The 19,532-nt window shown below is 42.1% G+C and carries 15 protein-coding genes; 6 read left to right on the top strand and 9 right to left on the bottom strand.

The annotated features are described in order from the left end of the window. Window positions 1–2: 2 nt before the first annotated feature. The 5 genes from ACXAFE_RS02950 to zntR form a co-directional block, all read right to left on the bottom strand. Complete coding sequence (locus ACXAFE_RS02950; RefSeq protein WP_475148403.1) at window positions 3–1,409, bottom strand: di-heme oxidoreductase family protein; 1,407 nt, start codon at window positions 1,407–1,409, stop codon at window positions 3–5. Then, window positions 1,406–3,061, bottom strand: a complete 1,656-nt coding sequence (locus ACXAFE_RS02945) for a di-heme oxidoreductase family protein (RefSeq protein ID WP_475148398.1) — start codon at window positions 3,059–3,061, stop codon at window positions 1,406–1,408. The genes ACXAFE_RS02950 and ACXAFE_RS02945 overlap by 4 nt, the downstream gene beginning before the upstream one ends. Before the next feature lie 62 nt (window positions 3,062–3,123). Next, complete coding sequence (locus tag ACXAFE_RS02940; RefSeq protein WP_475148394.1) at window positions 3,124–4,533, bottom strand: imelysin family protein; 1,410 nt, start codon at window positions 4,531–4,533, stop codon at window positions 3,124–3,126. Window positions 4,534–4,832: 299 nt separating this feature from the next. After that, window positions 4,833–6,095, bottom strand: coding sequence for an SO_0444 family Cu/Zn efflux transporter (locus tag ACXAFE_RS02935; protein ID WP_475148390.1), 1,263 nt, complete (start codon window positions 6,093–6,095; stop codon window positions 4,833–4,835). Continuing rightward, window positions 6,082–6,495 (bottom strand): Zn(2+)-responsive transcriptional regulator, encoded by a 414-nt coding sequence (zntR, locus tag ACXAFE_RS02930; RefSeq protein WP_475148388.1) that lies wholly within the window; start codon window positions 6,493–6,495, stop codon window positions 6,082–6,084. Before zntR ends, ACXAFE_RS02935 begins: the two co-directional genes overlap by 14 nt. A 92-nt stretch (window positions 6,496–6,587) precedes the next feature. Between zntR and ACXAFE_RS02925 the strand changes: the two genes are divergently transcribed. The 3 genes from ACXAFE_RS02925 (at window position 6,588) to ACXAFE_RS02915 (ending at window position 10,586) form a co-directional block, all read left to right on the top strand. Continuing rightward, a complete protein-coding gene (locus ACXAFE_RS02925; RefSeq protein WP_475148384.1) occupies window positions 6,588–7,532 on the top strand; it encodes a D-2-hydroxyacid dehydrogenase in 945 nt (314 codons plus the stop codon). Window positions 7,533–7,641: 109 nt separating this feature from the next. After that, a complete protein-coding gene (locus ACXAFE_RS02920) occupies window positions 7,642–9,417 on the top strand; it encodes a DUF885 domain-containing protein (RefSeq protein ID WP_475148378.1) in 1,776 nt (591 codons plus the stop codon). 215 nt (window positions 9,418–9,632) lie between these two features. Continuing rightward, entirely contained in the window at window positions 9,633–10,586 is a 954-nt protein-coding gene (locus ACXAFE_RS02915) for a hypothetical protein (protein ID WP_054979706.1), read from the top strand. A 150-nt stretch (window positions 10,587–10,736) separates the two neighbouring features. On the opposite strand, the gene ACXAFE_RS02910 is transcribed toward ACXAFE_RS02915, so the two are convergent. Next, window positions 10,737–12,125 (bottom strand): PhoH family protein, encoded by a 1,389-nt coding sequence (locus tag ACXAFE_RS02910; RefSeq protein ID WP_394227051.1) that lies wholly within the window; start codon window positions 12,123–12,125, stop codon window positions 10,737–10,739. A 230-nt stretch (window positions 12,126–12,355) separates the two neighbouring features. On the opposite strand from ACXAFE_RS02910, the gene rapA reads away from it, so the two are divergent. Genes rapA through ACXAFE_RS02895 form a run of 3 tightly spaced genes read left to right on the top strand, consistent with a single transcriptional unit; the run spans window position 12,356 to window position 16,867 of the window. Further along, the gene (gene rapA / locus ACXAFE_RS02905) at window positions 12,356–15,250 is read left to right on the top strand and encodes an RNA polymerase-associated protein RapA (RefSeq protein ID WP_475148365.1); all 2,895 of its coding nucleotides are present in this window, start codon (window positions 12,356–12,358) and stop codon (window positions 15,248–15,250) included. A 57-nt stretch (window positions 15,251–15,307) separates the two neighbouring features. After that, window positions 15,308–15,961: a bifunctional tRNA pseudouridine(32) synthase/23S rRNA pseudouridine(746) synthase RluA gene (gene rluA / locus ACXAFE_RS02900; RefSeq protein WP_336434549.1), complete on the top strand. Its 654-nt coding sequence runs from the start codon at window positions 15,308–15,310 to the stop codon at window positions 15,959–15,961. A 57-nt stretch (window positions 15,962–16,018) separates the two neighbouring features. After that, complete coding sequence (locus ACXAFE_RS02895) at window positions 16,019–16,867, top strand: DUF3530 family protein (RefSeq protein WP_475148357.1); 849 nt, start codon at window positions 16,019–16,021, stop codon at window positions 16,865–16,867. A 37-nt stretch (window positions 16,868–16,904) separates the two neighbouring features. On the opposite strand, the gene djlA is transcribed toward ACXAFE_RS02895, so the two are convergent. The 3 genes from djlA to ACXAFE_RS02880 are packed head-to-tail and all read right to left on the bottom strand — an operon-like array spanning window position 16,905 to window position 19,422. Next, window positions 16,905–17,744: a co-chaperone DjlA gene (gene djlA / locus ACXAFE_RS02890; protein WP_475148350.1), complete on the bottom strand. Its 840-nt coding sequence runs from the start codon at window positions 17,742–17,744 to the stop codon at window positions 16,905–16,907. 5 nt (window positions 17,745–17,749) lie between these two features. Then, window positions 17,750–18,418, bottom strand: coding sequence for an N-acetylmuramate alpha-1-phosphate uridylyltransferase MurU (gene murU / locus ACXAFE_RS02885; protein WP_475148345.1), 669 nt, complete (start codon window positions 18,416–18,418; stop codon window positions 17,750–17,752). Then, window positions 18,415–19,422 (bottom strand): aminoglycoside phosphotransferase family protein, encoded by a 1,008-nt coding sequence (locus tag ACXAFE_RS02880; RefSeq protein WP_475148339.1) that lies wholly within the window; start codon window positions 19,420–19,422, stop codon window positions 18,415–18,417. The genes murU and ACXAFE_RS02880 overlap by 4 nt, the downstream gene beginning before the upstream one ends. Between the last annotated feature and the right edge of the window lie 110 nt (window positions 19,423–19,532).

Here is a 19,532-nt window from a genome sequence, read left to right as displayed (position 1 = left end):
CCTTAAATTTGTTTTAGAAAATAAATCAATGCGTCACGCTGCTGTTGGTCAAACGCTACAAACGCGCTTTTTGATTGCTCGGCTTCGCCGCCGTGCCACAAAATCGCTTCAGCCACTGTTTTCGCGCGGCCATCATGTAAAAATGCCTGATAGCCCTGTACTTTTTCTTGTAATCCTAAACCCCAAAGCGGTGGCGTACGCCACTCTCGACCATTGGCTAATCCTTCTGATTTACCATCAGCCAGTGCTTCGCCCATATCGTGTAACGCCAAATTGGTGTAAGGCCAGATAGTTTGATTTGCCAGCTCTTCAAGCGGGTAGTCGCTTGCCGTGGTATAACTTGGAGTGTGACAACTATGGCAATTCGCTTGATAAAAAAGTGCTCTGCCCTGTTGTGCTTTTTCCGAAGTAAGCTTTCGGGTCGGTTGCACCGCAATGTGCGCCCCCATAAATACCGTTAACTTATGCAGCTTTTCGGGTATTTCTAGCTTACGGTCGTGACCGCCCATTGTTGATGCACGTTGACAAAGCGGTTGAGATGACGTGCAAGTATCGCGTGTGAAAAACGGATTGGTTATGCCGATATCATTAACAAATGCCGCTGCCGTTTGTGATGCTAAACTTGGTTGACTCGCTTTAAAGCCAAAACGTCCAATCATCTGTTCCTTACTTTTAGCACTCATCACACGATTATACTTAGCCGAAATACCATCGTTGTTTTTATCCGCAATATCTTCTTGCGCAATAAGATCGTGTTCGCTAATCGCGTCCAATAACCCCATTCCATAAAGTGCTGGCGCATAGCGTGGCGATAACATCGTATTGGGTTGCAATTCACCATAGGCTAAATCAACCAATTGATAATGTGGCTTGCTTAAATTGTAAGGCGTGCCATCCGAGTATTGACCTGATATGGTTTCGTAACGAATGGTTACTTTGCCTTCCGCCGCAAGTGATTCAGGTTTTGCTAGTTTAATCGCAAATGGCTGAAATTGACCGCCATAGTGTTTATCAACCGCATCACCATCATCACCCTTGCCTAAACGAAAAAGCAATGCCATTGGCGAATGCGTGCCTTCACCAACAAGCTTTCCTCGACCACCACGAATATGACATGCTTTACATGAACGCGCGTTGTAAAGCGGGCCTAAACCATCTCGGTCTTGAGTTGCAGCAGGTGCTGCGACCCAAGGATCACGAAAAAATGAAAAGCCATCCCAAAAATCAAGCTGCCGATCTAAATCAAGATTTTCTGAGGGGTGAATAAAAGTACGTGTATTAAGTCGCTTTAACGTTGTTGCGCCACCAGGGCGCAACTCGCTATGTGAAAATTCAGGTACAGCTTGATCTTTACACCCAATTAGCAAAGCGCCAAAAGTACACGCAGTTAAAAGACTTCGTTTAATCATAGTGAATTTAAAAACGCCAATAATTGCGAGCGCTCAGTTTTAGACATTGCGAGGTAGGCTTGCTTAGCCTTTTCAGCCTCACCGCCATGCCATAAAATGGCTTCACTGATGGTGCGTGCTCGACCATCATGCAAATAAGTAGCGCGCGCATTTACCTGCTGAACCAAGCCTAATCCCCAAAGCGGTGCTGTACGCCACTCAGTACCAGATGCTTGTCCCTCAGGACGGTTATCTGCAAGACCTTCACAGCGCTGCACATAAATGCAATTTTCACCAACCTGACAGCTACCGCCTTGTGCGTTTTCTAATTTAATAGGCGCACATTCACCGCCCATATCATGCAGTAACAAGTCGCTGTAAGGATAAATAACTTGCTCGCTAAGTGCAGCAATCGGCGTACTTTCGCCAGTAAAGCCAAGAATATCGACATCACCTAACAAGCTTGCCGGTGCTTCACCCGTTTTATGACGTGGTACATGGCAGCCACTACAGTTCGCGTCGAAAAATAACGCACGGCCATGCTTGACTTCGTCTTGCCAAGTATTGGTTTGCTCGTCGAACCCTCGCCTTGCTGGCACAGCTAATAAACGGTTATAAAATTCAACTTGTGCGAGATCTAAATCACTTAAATCAAGACCATTGGCTTCACTGTTTTGCTCTAATGCAGCTTGTTCATTACAGGCAACTTGATTGTCGGTGCATGGCTCTGCTTGGTTAATACGATTAGTCACGCCCATATCACCGCGATAAGCCCCCGCTATTTGCTGTAATACTGATGCAGTGCCAAGTTTATAGCCAAAACGTGCTAATTTAGTTTGCTCAGAAATAGGCTCTGTTACATACACAGCACGGCCAGAAATACCGTCATTATCAACATCGTCAGGGTCGGCGTAGCTGGTAATGTATTGTTCAGGAATTGCATGCAGCAGACCTGAGCCAAAAATCGCAGGTGAAACACGGGCAGAGAACCTTACCGTGTCGTTAAATGGGCCGTAAGATAAGTCTGTTACTTTATAAATGGGTTTGCGCAACTCGTATTCTTCGCCATCGGCAAATTTACCCGTTACGTTTTCATACTCAACAAACGCGTAGGCTTCGCCATATGCCAAACCTTCACCTAACGCGCCGTTAAACTTAGGTAATGCGCCTGTCGGGTGTCCGGCAACCGTGCCAAATGTTTGTAATTGATCGCCATACACGGCATCGGGTTGACCATTCTCATCACTAATACGTAGGAACATACTGGTCATTGCACTCTGCGGTGAGCTTGGTACTTCACCACGACCATCTTTAATATGACACCCTTGGCAAGTTGGGTTATTAAAAACTGGGCCTAATCCTTTGTGTGTGCCTCTAAACAAGTGGTCGCCCGATTTAAATACCGCGTCTAATGCAAAATCGCTGCGAATTGCCGGTGCCGATTGGCTGAATGCGTCTTCATTTTGAACATCGGTTGTTACTGCGCCACCCGCTAGGTGCTCGTTGTTGTCAGGCGTACTGCTGCTAAGCGGAGCTAAGCCATCATTTGGCTGCCCGGGTAGTGTGACAACAGGCGGCTGAGGTTCGCTAGGCTTTGCTTCTGGTGATTGCGATGAGCCACCACAACCCAAAGCACTTAACATAAAACTGGTTAGTAAAAGGTGTCGCTTCATAAATGCCCCTAGAAACGAAAAAGCGCTGCAAAATAGCAGCGCCAATAATAGTGTTAGCCTAATTAGCTACCAAACTCGTCTGTGTCTTGCTCAAGGTCGCCCGTGGTTACTTCTAACGCTTCAATTGCTTGTTTAATCACTTGAGTTTGTGATTTAAGCGCTTCGATTGTGTGTGTAACAGGTTGCTTTAAATCAGCATTTTGAATTTGCACATCAAATGAGTAACCTAGCTTAGCGTTAGTATCGATAACTGCCGCTTTCGCCATCGTATCTTCAATCGCAGCACGTAATTCATTGGCAAGTTCGTGCGAACCATCCACTACCAGTAAATCGTAAATGCTAGCGCCTTCCAATGTTTCGCCATCCATACGCTGGTAAGCACCATTAAATGCGTTTTGAATACCCTTGGCATTTAAGAAAATATCGCGGTGTGTATTATCTGAAAAACACGAGTGTTCGTCTTCTTGTGAATCGGTACGAAGTGCAATACTCATGCGCTCACCAGCAAGTTCACCAAAGCTTAAACGGCCCATGCCTTCTAGAATTTTCGCCAACGACGCTTTTACGTTTTCGTCTTTAGTAAATTCAACATAGTGAAAACCTGAACCAGGAGTCCATGCATCAACAACGCCTTGTAAATCGTCGATCAGTAAATCTGCTGCTGCAATTAGGTAGTCACCGCGGCGTTCACAAATAACCGAATCAACCACGTTATCTACGCCAGATGTACACTCCCCCATGCCACTTGCCGCAGTGTAATAATCGTTTACTTTACGATAGCCTGCACTATAGTCACGGTTTGGCGTGTAAGAACCATCGGCGTTAAGATCTTGTCCCCACAGTAAAAATTCAATCGCGTGATAGCCTGATGTTACATTGGCTTCATCATCGCCGCGCTCAAATTGTTCAGCGAGTAACGCTTTGGTGATATCTGGGAACTCAGCAAGATCGGCAATAATATTACCACCTACAGGTAAGCTTGCAGGGTTTTCAGGCAGTTGTGCGCCATCCATGTCAATTGTGTAATCAATTAGCGCTTCGGCTAGTGGCCATGCGTTGATTGCGCCTTCTGGACCTTCTTCAGCAACTAATACCGGGTTGCCATTGTCATCACGCGTTAGATTGTCGATTGGCCCTTCACGGAAACGATACACTTCTGACTGACCATAAGGTTCGCGAGCATCTAACCACGCATTTTTAGCAGCGCTAAAGTTAGCTTCGCTTGGCTCTGCAACAAACTGCTCAATCACATTTTTAAGCTGCTTAGCAGCGATAAGTGAATCGGCATAAACCGCATATGCATGCTGCGCATTGGTAACAACGACATCTTTTTCGGTCACATACGTTGATACACCACTTTCGCCACTTACACCTGGTGCGCCGTCTGCCCCGTCTTTGCCATCGTCACCGCTACATGCTGCAAGCATTGCAACACATAACGAAGAAAGTGCAAAATTAGCTATTTTTTTCATTATGTTAATCCTGATATTTTTATGATTGAGTAATACCAATTTTTATCAAAAACGTAATTGGCTTAATAAAACTACGAAGCATTCTAAAACCCAAAACAAATTAGATCAATAACAGAAATTATTATCATTTAAAAAAATTTAAAATAAGTTTATATTTTGATTCATTTAAATTTATAAAGTTGATCTAGATCAAAAAAGGAGCCATTTGGCTCCTTTCTATTTAGCAAATCATCACAAAAAACAATGTCTTTCAAGCTTAAATATCAATCAACTAGTACACCTAAAAGCAAATACCCAAGCTATTTGGCGCTACTTAATTTGAGCCAAACCAAGCGCAATATTAACAGCGCAAGTAAGGCTCCCGCGCTGTACTCTAGCCACATTGGTAATACATGATGCGATTCTTGTAGCGACGGTACGATTGCGAATTGATAGCGTGCTACCAAATAGTCGGTAAAAAATCCGAAAATTAGCGCAACACCAATAACCCCTGTTAAATAAGCGACCACCGCGCGTTTGCCTAGTTCGCTCGCAACCACACCTAATGTCGCTACATTAGTTGCAGGCCCTGCTAACATAAATACCAACGCGGCACCGGGACTAACGCCCGACATCAATAACCCTGCGGCAATAGGCGTTGAGGCAGTTGCACAGACATACATTGGAATACTAATTAAAATTACGATTAGCATGGCCCAAATTCCACTACCATACTGTTGCAAAGAATCTTGCGGCACAAAGGTTTGCACTAGCGCCGCAAAAAACAAACCTATCATCAGCCACTTTGCGGTATCACTTAGCAGTTTGTTAGCACTAAATGAAAATGCACGCTTGAGTTTTGCTGTCACGGTTTCTGTTACAAGCTGCGTTTTATTGTCTGTTGAACAACACGAGCTAGTATTTTCTTTTTGCTCGTCAGAATCTTTTACCGAGCAACAAGCAGCACTGGTTGTTACATTCGACTTAGCTTCAGCTACTGTTGGCGCACAACAAGGAGAAGTTTGCACAACAGGCTTTTGCTGAGTACTGCAGCACGACCTCTTTTGTTCTGAAACCATATTATTGCTAGCCTGCGCCTTATTTTTCTCTGTGGTGCGCACGCTACTACAGCAAGTGTCATCGGCTTTTTCTTTTATGTTATCGGCGCTTTGTTGCGTATAAACTTTACTTTCACCGCCTACTAATAAACCCGCAGTAATGGCACTGGCAACAGCCGCAATCGGTCGGATAATTGCCATAAATGGGCCAAGCAAAACATAGGATACAGAAATTGAATCAACACCTGTTTCGGGCGTAGAGACTAAAAATGCCGTGGTTGCGCTTTTTGACGCTCCCGCCCTTCGAAGCCCGAGCGCTGCTGGAATTACGCCACAAGAACACAGCGGCATTGGCGCGCCAATAAGAGCCGCTTTAATGGTAGTAGCAAAGCCCTCTTTGCCAAGGTGGCGATTGAGAAAATCTTCAGGTAAGTAAACGTTTATTAATGCTGCTATAAACAATCCTAATAACAACCAAGGCGCTGAAATAATAAAAAGATCAATAAAGTTATTAACGAGCGTCATTTTGTGCCTCCAGCGCGGAAAGAATTGAACAATGAACGGCGGGTTCATTACCGCCGCAGCATGATTTGTGCAGTAGTTTAAGCGAATTTAAAATGGTATTTAACTCGGCAATTTTACGCTCAACTTGCGTTATTTTTTCACTCGTAAAATGTTTAACTTGCTCACAGCTGTGACTTTGCTTATCTACTTTTATTGCAAGTAACTCTTTAATTTCATTCAGTGTAAAGCCTACGTCCTTTGCCCTTAGTACAAACGACAGCTGCGCAACGTCTTGTTCAGAATACAAGCGATATCCCGACCTACTACGCGCCGATGAATTGAGAATGCCTTGCTTTTCATAGTAACGAAGCGTGTCGGTCGAGACCGCTAACCGTTTTGCAATTTCACCTATTTTTACCATTTGCCTGCCTAATTGAGATACACTAAATCTAACTTTCCTACTAAGTATAAACCTTAGAGTTAACTCCAAAGTCAAACCAAAACTTTAAAATTATGAAAATTGCTATTCTCGACTACGCAACAATTGAAAATGGTGACTTATCACCACTAAACGCGCTTACACAAAACATCGCATTATTTGACAATACTACGCCAGCACAAGTGATTGAGCGTTGCCAAGGCATGGACGTGATAATTACCAATAAAGTAGTGATAGACCAAACAGCATTATCTCAACTAAGCACGGTAAAGCTAATTTGCATTGCCGCCACAGGCACTAATAATGTTGATTTAGTAGCGGCTAAACAACATGGCATTGCAGTTACCAATGTTGCAGGCTATTCCAGCGCGAGCGTGGTACAACACACGTTCGCTTTATTATTTAACTTACTAGGTAATACCCATCAATACATTGCTGATTGTCATAACAATCAGTGGCAAAAAGCGAGCCATTTTTGCTTTTTAGACCACTTCATAGACGAAGTAGCAGGCTTAAAAATGGCATTAATCGGGTATGGCGATTTAGGGCGCGCAGTAGCAAAAGCCGCAACAGCATTTGACATTGAAACTTTGATTAGTGAGCGCAAGAACAGCCCTGTACGTGACGGTCGAGTTGCATTTGATGACGCGATAGCAAACGCCGATATTATTTCGGTTCACTGTCCCCTTAACCAAGAAACTGAAAATTTAATTAGTACGCGCGAATTTAAACTAATGAAATCTAGCGCGGTACTAATTAATACTGCGCGCGGTGGCATTGTTGATGAAAGCGCACTTGCCTACGCGCTGCAAACCAAACAAATTAAAGCAGCCGCGATTGATGTTTTAAGCAAAGAACCCGCACAAGACAACAACCCGCTCGTTCAGTATCAAGGGAGCAATTTATTGCTCACACCACATATTGCATGGGCCAGCAAGCAGTCAATCTCGCGCTTAATTAAGCAGATAGCGCTAAATATTAGTGCCTTTGAAAATGGCGAAACACGTAACCGAGTATAGGGTTGTTGACCTTTTATCGAAAAAACTTCGATTTTTAAGCGAAATTGATACACTGACTTTAACGCGGCTTTAACTCGCTTAGTCGCTTTAATCACTCAAGGGAAACACAATGAAAAAAACAGCCTTAAGTTTAGCGCTAGTTGCAGCACTTGGCCTTAGTGCATGCCAAACAACCAATTCAACAACTGACGCACCTGCAAGCCAACAGCAATCTCAAGCTGCTGCATTTAAAGCGTTTTCAGCACAATTTATCGAAGACTTTTGGCGTCACCGTCCTGAGTGGTCGCAATACGCAGGTTACGGCAAGTACGACCATATTTTAACGGTTCCCGACGCACAAAGCCGCGTTAACGATATTAACTTTGCCAATACACAACTCGCTAAATTAGCCCAGTTTGACCTTAATAAGTTACCAGCCAATTTAAAAACCGATTATCACTTAATCGAAAATCTATTAAAGAAATCAATTTGGACGGTAAACACATTTAAATCATGGCAATGGAATCCATCAAATTACAATGTTGCAGGTGGGTTTGCACAAATCATTAATAGTCGCTTTGATGATGACAACACAAAAATCACGAAAGTACTAAAGCGTCTTAAAAATGTACCTGCCTACTATGCAGCTGCCATTGCCAATATTGATACGCCAACACTTGAGTACACACAGTTGGCAATTAGCCAAAATAAAGGAGCATTTAGCGTACTAAATAAAGATTTATTTAATAAAGCTAAAACCTCAAATCTATCGGACGCTGATAAGCGATTATTTGAAACCCGTTTTAAAGCAGCAACAGCTGCGATTAATGAATACATTGAATTCTTAACTAAGCTGGAACAAGAGCTGGTTGCAAACAATAACGCGCGTTCATTTAGAATTGGCGAAGCGCTTTACGAGCAAAAGTTCGCATTTGATATTCAGTCGGGTTACAGCGCAAAAGAGGTTTATCAAAAAGCGCTGGCAGATAAAGACCGTGTTACCGCTGAAATGTTAAAAATCACCGAGCAACTTTGGCCTAAGTATTTTGCCAATACACAGATGCCAAGTGAACCTCAAAAAGCAATTTCAAAACTGATTAATCACCTTGCGGTTAAGCACGTAAAACGCGAAAACTTTGTTGAGGAAATTAAAAAGCAAATTCCTGAGCTTGAAGCCTTTATTAAAGAAAAAGACCTTATAACGCTTGATCCTGAAAAGCCGCTAGTGGTGCGTGAAACGCCAGACTATATGCGCGGTTTTGCTGGTGCATCGATTAGCGCACCGGGTCCATATGCGAAAAAAGAAAATACCTACTACAACGTTACGCCACTCGATAATATGAGTGAGGAACAAGCCAAATCGTATTTAAAAGAATATAACCATTGGATTTTACAAATTCTAAATATTCATGAGGCAATTCCGGGCCATTACACCCAATTAGTTTATTCAAATGAGTCACCGTCTCTCATTAAGAGTATTTTCGGAAACGGCGCAATGATCGAAGGTTGGGCGGTGTACACAGAGCGCATGATGCTAGAAGAAGGTTACGGTAATTTTGAACCAGAAATGTGGTTAATGTACTACAAATGGAATTTACGCGTAATTTGTAACACGGTTTTGGATTATCAAATTCAAGTTGAAGGTATCAGTAAAGAACAAGGCCTAGATCTACTTATGAACGGTGCGTTCCAAGAACGCGCTGAAGCAGAAGGAAAATGGCGCCGCGCGACGCTGAGCCAAGTTCAGCTAACAAGCTACTACACGGGCTACCGTGAAATTTACGATTTCCGCGAAGCGCAAAAAGCGAAACTGGGTGACGATTTTGACTTAAAAGCATTCCACGAACAGTTTTTAAGTTACGGCAGCTCACCGGTTAAATACATTCGTGAACTAATGGATAAGTAACCTGTATTCAAAGTAAATAATCCAAGATTAAAAGGAAGCACGTGCTTCCTTTTTTATTATCCAAATTAATAGTCTTAGTAATCAGCGTTAACACAGGTGGCCTTCGAATTTATTAAATGAACAGAAATATTTCGTTCTATCACAACATCTTGACTAAGCTTAATGTTATTTATGACAATTCACCTAACAGACTTTACGCAACCTCGGATATTATCATGGTTAAACTAAAACCAAGTTTATTGCTCGCTGTCATTTTTAGCCTTTGCGCTTTGCCGCTTTTTAGTCACTCGTTCGAGCGCAAAGTGGTACAAGAAAAACAACAACAAACGTTTTATTACACTTGGTTTGATGATCAAGACAAAGAACAAAAGCTTAGCTTTAGCTATTCAAACGACCAGCTATTTAACCACTACCGCCGCTTTAAAGGCTTTAACGCACAAGAATACCTCGACAAGATTGATATAAAAGTAAGAAACACCATTAAAGAGTTCGACCGACGTAAATACACACTCGAAACACAGCGTAAAGAACGCAGCATTGAATATAAAGTTTACAGTGATGACAAAGCGCTATTAAAAGACGTGGAAACGCGAGTTGAAAAAGCAAAACAAAGTGCGCGAAAAAGCTATTTACGCAAGCATCACTATGCTGATTTAGAGGCCATCTGGGCAATTGATGCGGTTAGACCCGACTTACCGCGCTTTGTGAAAAATTCATATGACTATATTTCACCGATTAGAGAAGCTATTTTAACTAAGTTTGGCAATAACGTTAGACCAAAAACAGTCATTAACTTTGTGTTAAGTTGGGTACAAGCGATGCCAACATCTGAGTTGCCAGACCGTTTTCATAACAGTGGCGAGAACTTTAAGCCTCCTCTTAAGCTAATCCGCCAACAATACGGCGATGTAGACAGTAAACTTGTGCTCACTAGCGCTATTTTAAAAGCGATTTACCCTCGCCTGACCATCGCGATTATTACCTCCCCTAACCATGCGCTAATTGGGTTAAATTTACCGATCCGCAAAGGCGACAAACATGTTGAAATTAATGGCTTAAAATACTTAGTCGGTGAAGTCACTGGGCCAAAGCAATACCCAATCGCAGAAGTAAGTAGCAGCTCTTGGAGTATGCTGAAAAGTAAGCAATACATAGTTGATATAATTTAAGTCGCACTCGCCATAGCACATAATTCTCTTGCGGCTGCGTTTATGTATTGTAGCGTTAAATGTGTTAACGATAGTTCCGCTTAAATCATCAAACAAAAAAGGGCTGATAATCATCAGCCCTTTTAACTTTTAATAGACACCATCGTTAGCTTATAAATTTTCTTCTGCAAAGCTCGCTAAACGGCTGCGTACTACACCGTTTAAATTAATCGTACTGCTGCCTTGGAAGTCTTTAAAACGTTCAACAATATAGGTTAACCCTGAAGTCACTGGGGTTAGATAATTACTGTCAATTTGTGCCAAGTTACCCGAGCAAATTAATTTAGTACCTTCGCCACAACGGGTAATAATGGTTTTTAATTGCGATGCGGTTAAGTTTTGGCTTTCATCTAAAATAACTATGGCGTTTTGAATGCTGCGTCCACGCATAAAGTTAATCGATTTAAATTGAATATTGGCTTTTTCCATAATGTAATTACGGCTCGAAACTGGGTTCTCATCGTTTTTATGAAGTACTTCTAAGGAGTCGGTTATCGCCGCAAGCCAAGGCATCATTTTCTCTTCTTCGGTGCCTGGTAAAAAGCCGATTGATTCTGCAATTTCGGGCGTGTTACGGGTCACGATGACCTTATCGTACATTCCCCGTTCAATCACAAGTTCAAGGGCGCAAGCCAATGCCAACAAGGTTTTGCCGCAACCTGCGGGGCCTGTCAAAATCACTAAATCCATATGCGGGTCGAGTAGCGCATTAATCGCCATTGCTTGATAAACATTTTTGGGCTGAATACCCCAAGCACTGCGTCCCATAATACGTTCAAAACCCAAATCAAGTAGCTTAATATGCTCTTCGTCGTAATCCACCACACGGGCAGCAAAGTGGCCTGTCTCATCGAGTAAGTACTCATTGATAAAGACTTCATTGAGCAAATTACGTGGTACGGTATGATACGTATCTCGGCCGCTTTGCTCGCTGTCGCACTCTTTCACATGCTGCCAAAAATCACCATCAAGTTTTTTATAGCCGCTTGTTAGCAAGCTAATATCATCAATCAGCTGATCGGTGCGGTAGTCTTCAACAAACTCAAGCCCTGCTCCTTTTGCCTTTAAGCGCATGTTGATGTCTTTAGTGACTAACACTACTTTTACTTCAACTTTTAGCTGTTGCAAATGCAGTGCGGTATTAATAATGCGATGGTCGTTTTCATCTCCTGGTAAACCCGAAACCGCATCCTCAAACATATGATCATTAACAATCGTCAGGCGACCTGTACAATTTTTAGCGACCGTTGAAAGATCAACCCCAGCAAGCATTTCTTCAGGACTTGCGTCTCTTAGTACATCATCCAAAGCACGAATAGCAATGCGTGCGTCTCGACTCACATCTTTTTTGCGATCTTTAATGTGGTCCAGCTCTTCTAACACTGTCATTGGGATAACGACTTGATGTTCTTGGAAAGATAAAAAAGCGAAAGGTTCGTGAAGTAATACGTTGGTATCTAGGACATAGAGTTTATTATCGTTATTGCGCATTTTTCCCATAAGCTGTTCCTTCTCTTAGCTGGCGGGTTTATGGTTTTTGCTTTACTTTTAAGTTTAGTCTATTTCAGGAATTTGGCTTTTTTATGACAAAAAAAGTGCAAAATTCTGGCTAAATTACAAACATTAAAGCGGCGAATAGGTATTAACCTCACGAGTTCTAAATTAACAGGTGAATCCAACGAGAAATCTAGGTAACATAGCCGCCTTTTTTCGATAGTAGCGAGTTAAAAATGAGCTTTTCTTTAGGTCAACGCTGGATCAGCGACACCGAATCCGACTTAGGCTTAGGTACAGTCGTAGCCTGTGAAGGACGCCAAGTAACTATTTTATTCCCAGCCAGTGGTGAGAACCGCGTTTACAGTATTTCTGAAGCACCTGTTACCCGAGTGGCATTTAATGTAGGTGATAAAATTCGTAGCGTTGACGAATGGGAACTCATAGTTGAGCAGGTTGACGAAGAAAATGGCTTGTTTACTTACACTGGTACTCGTGAAGACAATCAAGAACAAGTCGCACTTAAAGAAACCTTTCTTGATCACTTTATTAAGTTTAATAAGCCTCAAGATAAGCTATTTTCAGGGCAAATTGACCGTTTTGACCGCTTTACTCTGCGTCATAACACGCTTACCCATGTTCACCAAAACCAACAATCAAGCTTAAAAGGCTTAGTGGGTGCACGCGCAAGCTTAATTCCACACCAGCTTTATATTGCCGAAGAAGTAGGTAAACGTTTTGCCCCGCGTGTATTACTGTCAGATGAAGTTGGCTTAGGTAAAACCATTGAAGCCGGTATGATTATTCACCAGCAGGTGCTTACAGGTCGTGCTTCACGCGTGCTTATTGTGGTGCCTGAAAACTTACAGCATCAGTGGTTGGTAGAAATGCTGCGTCGCTTCAACTTACAGTTTTCAATTTTTGATGATGAACGCTGTACAGAAGCCTATGCCGATGCTGCAAACCCGTTTGAAACTGAACAGCTGATCCTAACCAGCCTTGAATTTATTACGAAAAAGAAAACTTGGTTTGAGCAAGCAACACTTGCCGATTGGGATTTACTCGTTGTCGATGAAGCGCACCACTTAAAGTGGAGCGAAAAGAAATCAAGCACAGAATACAACCGTATTGCTGAACTAAGCCAAGATATTCCTGGCTTAATTCTACTCACCGCTACACCTGATCAACTAGGTCATGAAAGTCATTTTGCCCGCTTAAAACTGCTTGATGAAAACCGTTTCTATGATTATCAAGCGTTTGTGGAAGAAGAAAGCCACTATCAAGAAGTTGCCGATGCGGCAAACCAGCTACTAGCTGATGAAGCCTTAAGTGATAACGCTAAGCAAACGCTTACATCACTATTAAAAGAAAGTGATATCACCACACTGCTTAGCCAAGTTGAAAAAGGTGAGCAAGCGGCTAAAAATGAAATTTTATCAATGCTACTCGACAGACACGGTACAGGCCGCATTTTGTTCAGAAACAGCCGTAGTAGCATCCAAGGCTTCCCATCACGTGAGCTACACGCTTACCCTGTAACTATGCCGAAACAATACACCACAGCAATGAATGTAATGGGCAATATTGCTGGCTTAAAAGATGCGGAAATGCGCGCAAAACGTGCATTATTTCCAGAAAAAATCTTCCAAGAGTTTGAAGGCGAATCTGCTAGTTGGGCACAATTTGACCCTCGTGTTGAATGGTTAGCCGAGAAACTACTTGAGCTTAAACGCGAAAAAGTATTGGTAATTTGTAGTGAAGCGCAAACAGCTCTGAGCTTAGAACAAGCAATTCGTGAAAGTGAAGGTATTAAAGCCGCGGTTTTCCACGAAGGTATGAGCATTATTGAACGTGACCGCGCAGCAGCATACTTTGCCGAGCAAGAAGATGCGGCGCAAGTATTAATCTGTTCTGAAATTGGTTCAGAGGGACGTAACTTCCAGTTTGCCCACCACCTAATTTTATTTGATCTACCGCTAAACCCTGATTTACTTGAGCAGCGAATTGGCCGTCTTGACCGTATTGGTCAAAGTGAAGACATTAAAATTCATGTGCCGTACTTTGAAAACACTGCGCAAGAAGTATTATTCCGCTGGTACCACGATGCACTAGAAGCATTTGAACACACATTAACCACTGGACAACTGCTGTATTCAGAATACAAAGATGAATTACTGGAGTTCGTGGCAAGCCATAATACCGACGAGGAAGAGCTTGATCCATTACTTGAATCGGTAAATAAGCAAAACCAAGCGTTAAAGCAAAAAATGGAACAAGGTCGCGACCGATTACTTGAACTACATTCAAAAGGACAAGGCCGCTCAGAGCAATTGGTAAGCGATATTGAATCGCTTGATAACCAAACTGCACTGCCTATGTTTATGATCAAGGTGTTTGATATTTTCGGTATTTCACAAGAAGACCGCGGTGAGAACTCAATTGTTCTTAAACCAACTGAACACATGCTAACGCCATCGTTCCCGTGTTTACGTGACGAAGGTCTAACCGTTACCTTTGACCGCGACACCGCACTTGCACAAGAAGATGTGCACTTTTTAAGTTGGGATCACCCTATGGTGCAAGGTGCAATGGAGCTGATTATTGATGATGATCTCGGCACTACTTCCGTTGCGCTACTTAAAAACAAGCAACTACCTGCGGGAAGCTTCTTTGTTGAGTTAGTGTACCTTGCAGAAACCAGCGCACCAAAAGCGCTGCAAATGGGTCGTTTCTTACCAACTACACCTGTGCGTTTATTACTTGATAAAAACGGTAATGATTTAGCTGCGAATGTCGCGTTTGATACGTTTAATCAGCAACTTAATGCAGTTGGTAAACAAACGGCTAGCAAGCTTGCCTCGGCGCTGCAATCAAGCGTTCATCCAATGATTGAAACGGCAAATAAATTAGCACAAAGTCAATTAGGTACACTAAAGCAAAGTGCTAAAGAAAGTGTAAATACTAACTTAGATGATGAGCTAGCACGCTTAAAGTCGCTTAAACAACTTAATCCGAACGTACGTGAAGACGAGCTGTTTTATTTGGAAAAGCAAAAGTCACAATTACTTGAGCATGTTGAAAAAGCAGAGCTTAAGCTTGATGCAATCCGCTTAATAGTGGTTTCTCACTAACTATAATTGCTTTAAAATGGGGCTTAGATTAAGCCCCATTTTTTTGCTGGAATCACTGTGCTGTTAAACTATAACCCGCCAACTTCGCCATACATCAATATTTTATATCGTGATGATGACCTAATCATTCTTAATAAACCAAGTGGTTTATTGACCGTGCCGGGCAAAGCGCTTGAGCACAAAGACAGCCTGATTAACCGCGTTAATTTAGTATTTCCAACGGCAACCATAGTACATCGCCTTGATATGGCCACCTCAGGCATTATTTGCCTTGCGCTAAATAAAGCGGCGCACCGTGAAATAAGCCGCCAATTTCAAGACAGAGAAACCAAAAAGCGTTATATCGCTCGCGTCTATGGCAAACTCGAACCAGAAACAGGCTCTGTGGATCTTCCGTTAATTTGCGATTGGCCAAACCGACCAAAACAAATGGTGGATCATGAACGTGGAAAACCCTCTCTTACCCACTATGAAGTGTTAAGCTATGAAGAACATGCAACGCGTGTTGCCTTAACGCCAATCACTGGTCGCTCACATCAGTTGCGTGTACATATGTTATCGTTAGGTCATGTGATTTTAGGCGATCGTCTTTATGCGCACGACGACGCACTTGCTATGGCGACAAGATTACAACTTCATGCGCAATACTTAAGCTTCACTCACCCAGTAACAAAACAGCAACTAAGTTTTTATAGTGATCCTGATTTTTAACTAAAATATTAGCTTAGAGTGTCGATAAGCTTAAAAAGTCAAAGTCAAATCATGCGTGTGAAGCCTAAATTTTACCTTACAGTTTGTTTGTTACTTGTTAGCGCGTTCTTAACTCAAGCTAAGGATGTTGAGTGGCTCGCACCTATCAATAAAGAGCTGCAAAACAATCAAGATGTGTCGCACTACTTCGAACCTTCAGAGGTTGTAACAGTAATGGCTGGCGACAATGAGTTAACAGCCTTGTACCGAGACCACACGGCAGAATTTGAAAAAGGTGTAGCAATCTTAATTGCTGATTGGCACTTGACCCAATCGAATGACCGTGGCATCGACTTTTTACGTAAATCACTAAATGATTATGGTTGGGTTACTTACAGCATTAGCGCAGGGAGTAGCCCGCGCATAAATAATGATGAATTGCCGGAAAATAATAACGTAAGCGTTGCACCAAGTTTATCGCAATTTAAAAAGCCCGACCTCGACGCCTACGCACTTAGTTTAACCAGCCGTTTTAAAGCCATGTATCAGCAAGCGTTGACTCACCCGGGTTTTGTAATTGTGATTACACAGGGACAAAGCGGCGCAATTTTGAATAGTTATCTCAATCAGCAAACATCGGAACAAATTGACGCACTGATTTTGCTTAATAACTTTTATAACGAAGCGCAGAAAAACAAGTCACTAAACCAAACCATCACTACAACCCCATGGCCAACGCTTGATATTTATTATCAAAGCCAAAACCATTGGCTTAACCAACAAATGGTACAGCGCAAAAAGCTTGCACGGCGTAACCATAAATTAAACTATCGCCAACGCGCTTTATTTGGCAACCAATCCAGTGAGCAGCAACATCAGCGTTTATCTAAAGAAATATATGGTTTTTTAACCTGGTTAGGTATTTAACTAACCCCCTTTAGTTCAGCTTTTAAAGCCTAACATGCTACTTCGCTTTTAAATATTCATATGCTGCTTGAATATCTTGGCTTTTCTGTTTGGCGAGCTGCATCATCTCAGGTGGTAACCCCTGCGACACTAATTTATCTGGATGGTGCTGAGCCATCAATTTACGATAAGCTTTTTTAATCGCTTTTTCGTCGGCATTACTATCTAACCCTAGTACTTGTAGTGCTGCACTTTTTGTTAATGCCGTATCTTGCGCTTTGTTCGTTGACGAGCGATGAGATTGCTGCTGATTTTGCTTTGTATGTTGATAACGATGAAACTCAAATTCTGCAATATAACGCTTTAAAATAAACTTAAAGTGAGTATTGTTAATGCCAATGTATTTACTCACCTGCTTAAGTAAATCGCGCTCTTTATCGCTTAACTCACCATCGCTAAATGCCATTTGAATTTGAATTTCAAGAAACAATTGGATTAAATCATAACGACCTGAAAAGCGGTCGCGAAAATCTTTAAGTACTGATTTAAAAGGGAAGTCAGCTTGTTTTCCACTGCGAAATGCGTTTTGCGCATCGCGGCGCGCGTCGTCGGTTAACCCCATTTCATCCATAAAACGAGACGCGGCACTAATATGCTGTTCGTTAACGCGACCATTCGATTTGGCAATATGACCCATTACGGCAAAACAGGTATAAGAAAATAACGCTTGTTTTTCAGAGACGCTGCTATTGTCGAAAAAGCCTTGAAAGCCACCGGCTTTATTAAAATCTTGCTTTAAACCGCGATCAAATAAATGGCCTAAATAAAGACCTAAAATTGCGCCAAACCATTTACCAAATAAGAAGCCAAACCCAGCACCTAATAACTTTCCCCACATTTAGTTTAATACTCCTGTTGGTTAATTTCGGCTAATCGCTCAGGTGTGCCGATATCTTGCCAATTGCCAATGTACAGTTCGGCGGTCACTAATTTTTCGGCCATTTTTTCTCGCAGCATTGGCGCGAGTGGTAAAAAATCCGCCTTGGTATTAGCAAAAAATGACTTATGGTAAAGCGCAATACCGGCAAATGTATGTTTTATTTCGGCATCGCTATCACTTGATGCAAACCCTTGCACTAACGAAAAATCACCGTTCGGATTATGTGCTGGATTTTCAACTAACACTAAGTGCGCTTGTTGCGGCAATAGCGCAATTTGCGTCAAACTTGCTGCATCATAATCAGTAAAAATATCACCGTTTATGACAATAAATGTCTCGCTAAGTAAATCGAGGGCATTGATAATACCACCGGCAGTTTCTAAACCTTCTCCCCCTTCGTCACTATAAATGAGACTAACACCAAATTGGCTGCCATCGCCTAATGTATTGCGAATACTTTCACCACACCAAGCCAAATTAATCACAATTTCGCTAATACCCGCCGCTTTTAAGCGTTCAATATGGTACTCAATGAGCGGTTTGCCATTCACTTTTAACATAGGTTTTGCGGTATCTGCTGTTAATGGCATCATGCGTTTACCGCGCCCCGCCGCTAAGATCATTGCTCTCATAATTTTGCCTTTAAGCTTGGTAAAACACTCACTTTAAGCCATTGTGAAAAGTAACCTAAGACAGGAAATGAATGTGCTAATTCGTCGCATGCTTCAACAACATAGTGCATGGTATCAAGCACATGAGGTAGGTATCCTTGTTTGTTATCTCGAATACTTAATCGACAAAAAATACCCGCAGCTTTTAAGTGACGCTGAATACCGGTTAAGGTGTATAAGAGTTCAAAATCATCAAACGATAAACCGACTGTCATTCCCGCTTTTTCGTACTGTGCAAACCCGTAGCGTACAAATTCTTGACGAAGGGTCTTTGGTAAAATGTGATAACAATCTTTTGTAAGAGACACTAAATCATAGGTGAGTGGGCCTCGCACCGCATCTTGATAATCGATAATTGCCAGCTGTTGTTGCCATACCATTAAGTTTCGACTGTGGTAATCACGGTGCATGGTCACTTTAGGCTGCATTTCTAACGCATTAATCAGTTGTTGCTTCACTTGTTGCCATGTTTTTTGCGCGCCAGTATCCATTGTGATCTGACAAAATTGCTCAATTAACCAGTGATTAAAAATTTCTAGTTCAAGATCGATAAACGCAGCATCATACGGCTTCATTGCGTTGGTTTTTGCTAACTTTGCTATGTTAGGCAGCATATCGATCGCTTGTTTATAAAGTTTCTGCTCATTACTTTGCCCTAAATAATCGGCAAAGTGAGTACTTCCTAAGTCTTCAATAAGCAGTAAACCTAACTCTTTATCTACTGCTAAAATTTGTGGCACTTTAAAAGAGCCCTGACTAAACAACTGATTCAGTTCAATAAAGGGTTCGTTATCGACTAAATTTGGTGGCGATACCATTAAGATATAAGTGTGGTTATCGGTAAAAACACGAAAGTACTTACGAAAACTCGCGTCACCTGTAATCAGCTCAACTTTGAATGCGTTCTGTTGCTCTAAATTCGGTAAGTTTTGCGTTAAAAACGCATCAAACATTTGGTTATGCAAGGCTTAACCCCAACTACAATTAATTACAAATTGTGCATTGTCCTGTGCCATTTGCTAACAGACTATAAATGGCGCTTAATTGCACAAGTATTTTTCTCTTTTCAATGGTA

The organism is Pseudoalteromonas sp. ABV4_021 (genome assembly GCF_056159365.1).
Note: the sequence above shows the minus strand (reverse complement) of the source record. Positions and strands in the feature narration are given on the sequence as shown.

Excerpts from the sequence above, each read along its gene's own strand:
- ACXAFE_RS02950 (WP_475148403.1), bottom strand. The coding sequence starts at position 1,409 with ATGATTAAACGAAGTCTTTTAACTGCGTGTACTTTTGGCGCTTTGCTA.
- ACXAFE_RS02945 (WP_475148398.1), bottom strand. The coding sequence starts at position 3,061 with ATGAAGCGACACCTTTTACTAACCAGTTTTATGTTAAGTGCTTTGGGT.
- ACXAFE_RS02940 (WP_475148394.1), bottom strand. The coding sequence starts at position 4,533 with ATGAAAAAAATAGCTAATTTTGCACTTTCTTCGTTATGTGTTGCAATG.
- ACXAFE_RS02935 (WP_475148390.1), bottom strand. The coding sequence starts at position 6,095 with ATGACGCTCGTTAATAACTTTATTGATCTTTTTATTATTTCAGCGCCT.
- zntR (WP_475148388.1), bottom strand. The coding sequence starts at position 6,495 with ATGGTAAAAATAGGTGAAATTGCAAAACGGTTAGCGGTCTCGACCGAC.
- ACXAFE_RS02925 (WP_475148384.1), top strand. The coding sequence starts at position 6,588 with ATGAAAATTGCTATTCTCGACTACGCAACAATTGAAAATGGTGACTTA.
- ACXAFE_RS02920 (WP_475148378.1), top strand. The coding sequence starts at position 7,642 with ATGAAAAAAACAGCCTTAAGTTTAGCGCTAGTTGCAGCACTTGGCCTT.
- ACXAFE_RS02915 (WP_054979706.1), top strand. The coding sequence starts at position 9,633 with ATGGTTAAACTAAAACCAAGTTTATTGCTCGCTGTCATTTTTAGCCTT.
- ACXAFE_RS02910 (WP_394227051.1), bottom strand. The coding sequence starts at position 12,125 with ATGGGAAAAATGCGCAATAACGATAATAAACTCTATGTCCTAGATACC.
- rapA (WP_475148365.1), top strand. The coding sequence starts at position 12,356 with ATGAGCTTTTCTTTAGGTCAACGCTGGATCAGCGACACCGAATCCGAC.
- djlA (WP_475148350.1), bottom strand. The coding sequence starts at position 17,744 with ATGTGGGGAAAGTTATTAGGTGCTGGGTTTGGCTTCTTATTTGGTAAA.
- murU (WP_475148345.1), bottom strand. The coding sequence starts at position 18,418 with ATGAGAGCAATGATCTTAGCGGCGGGGCGCGGTAAACGCATGATGCCA.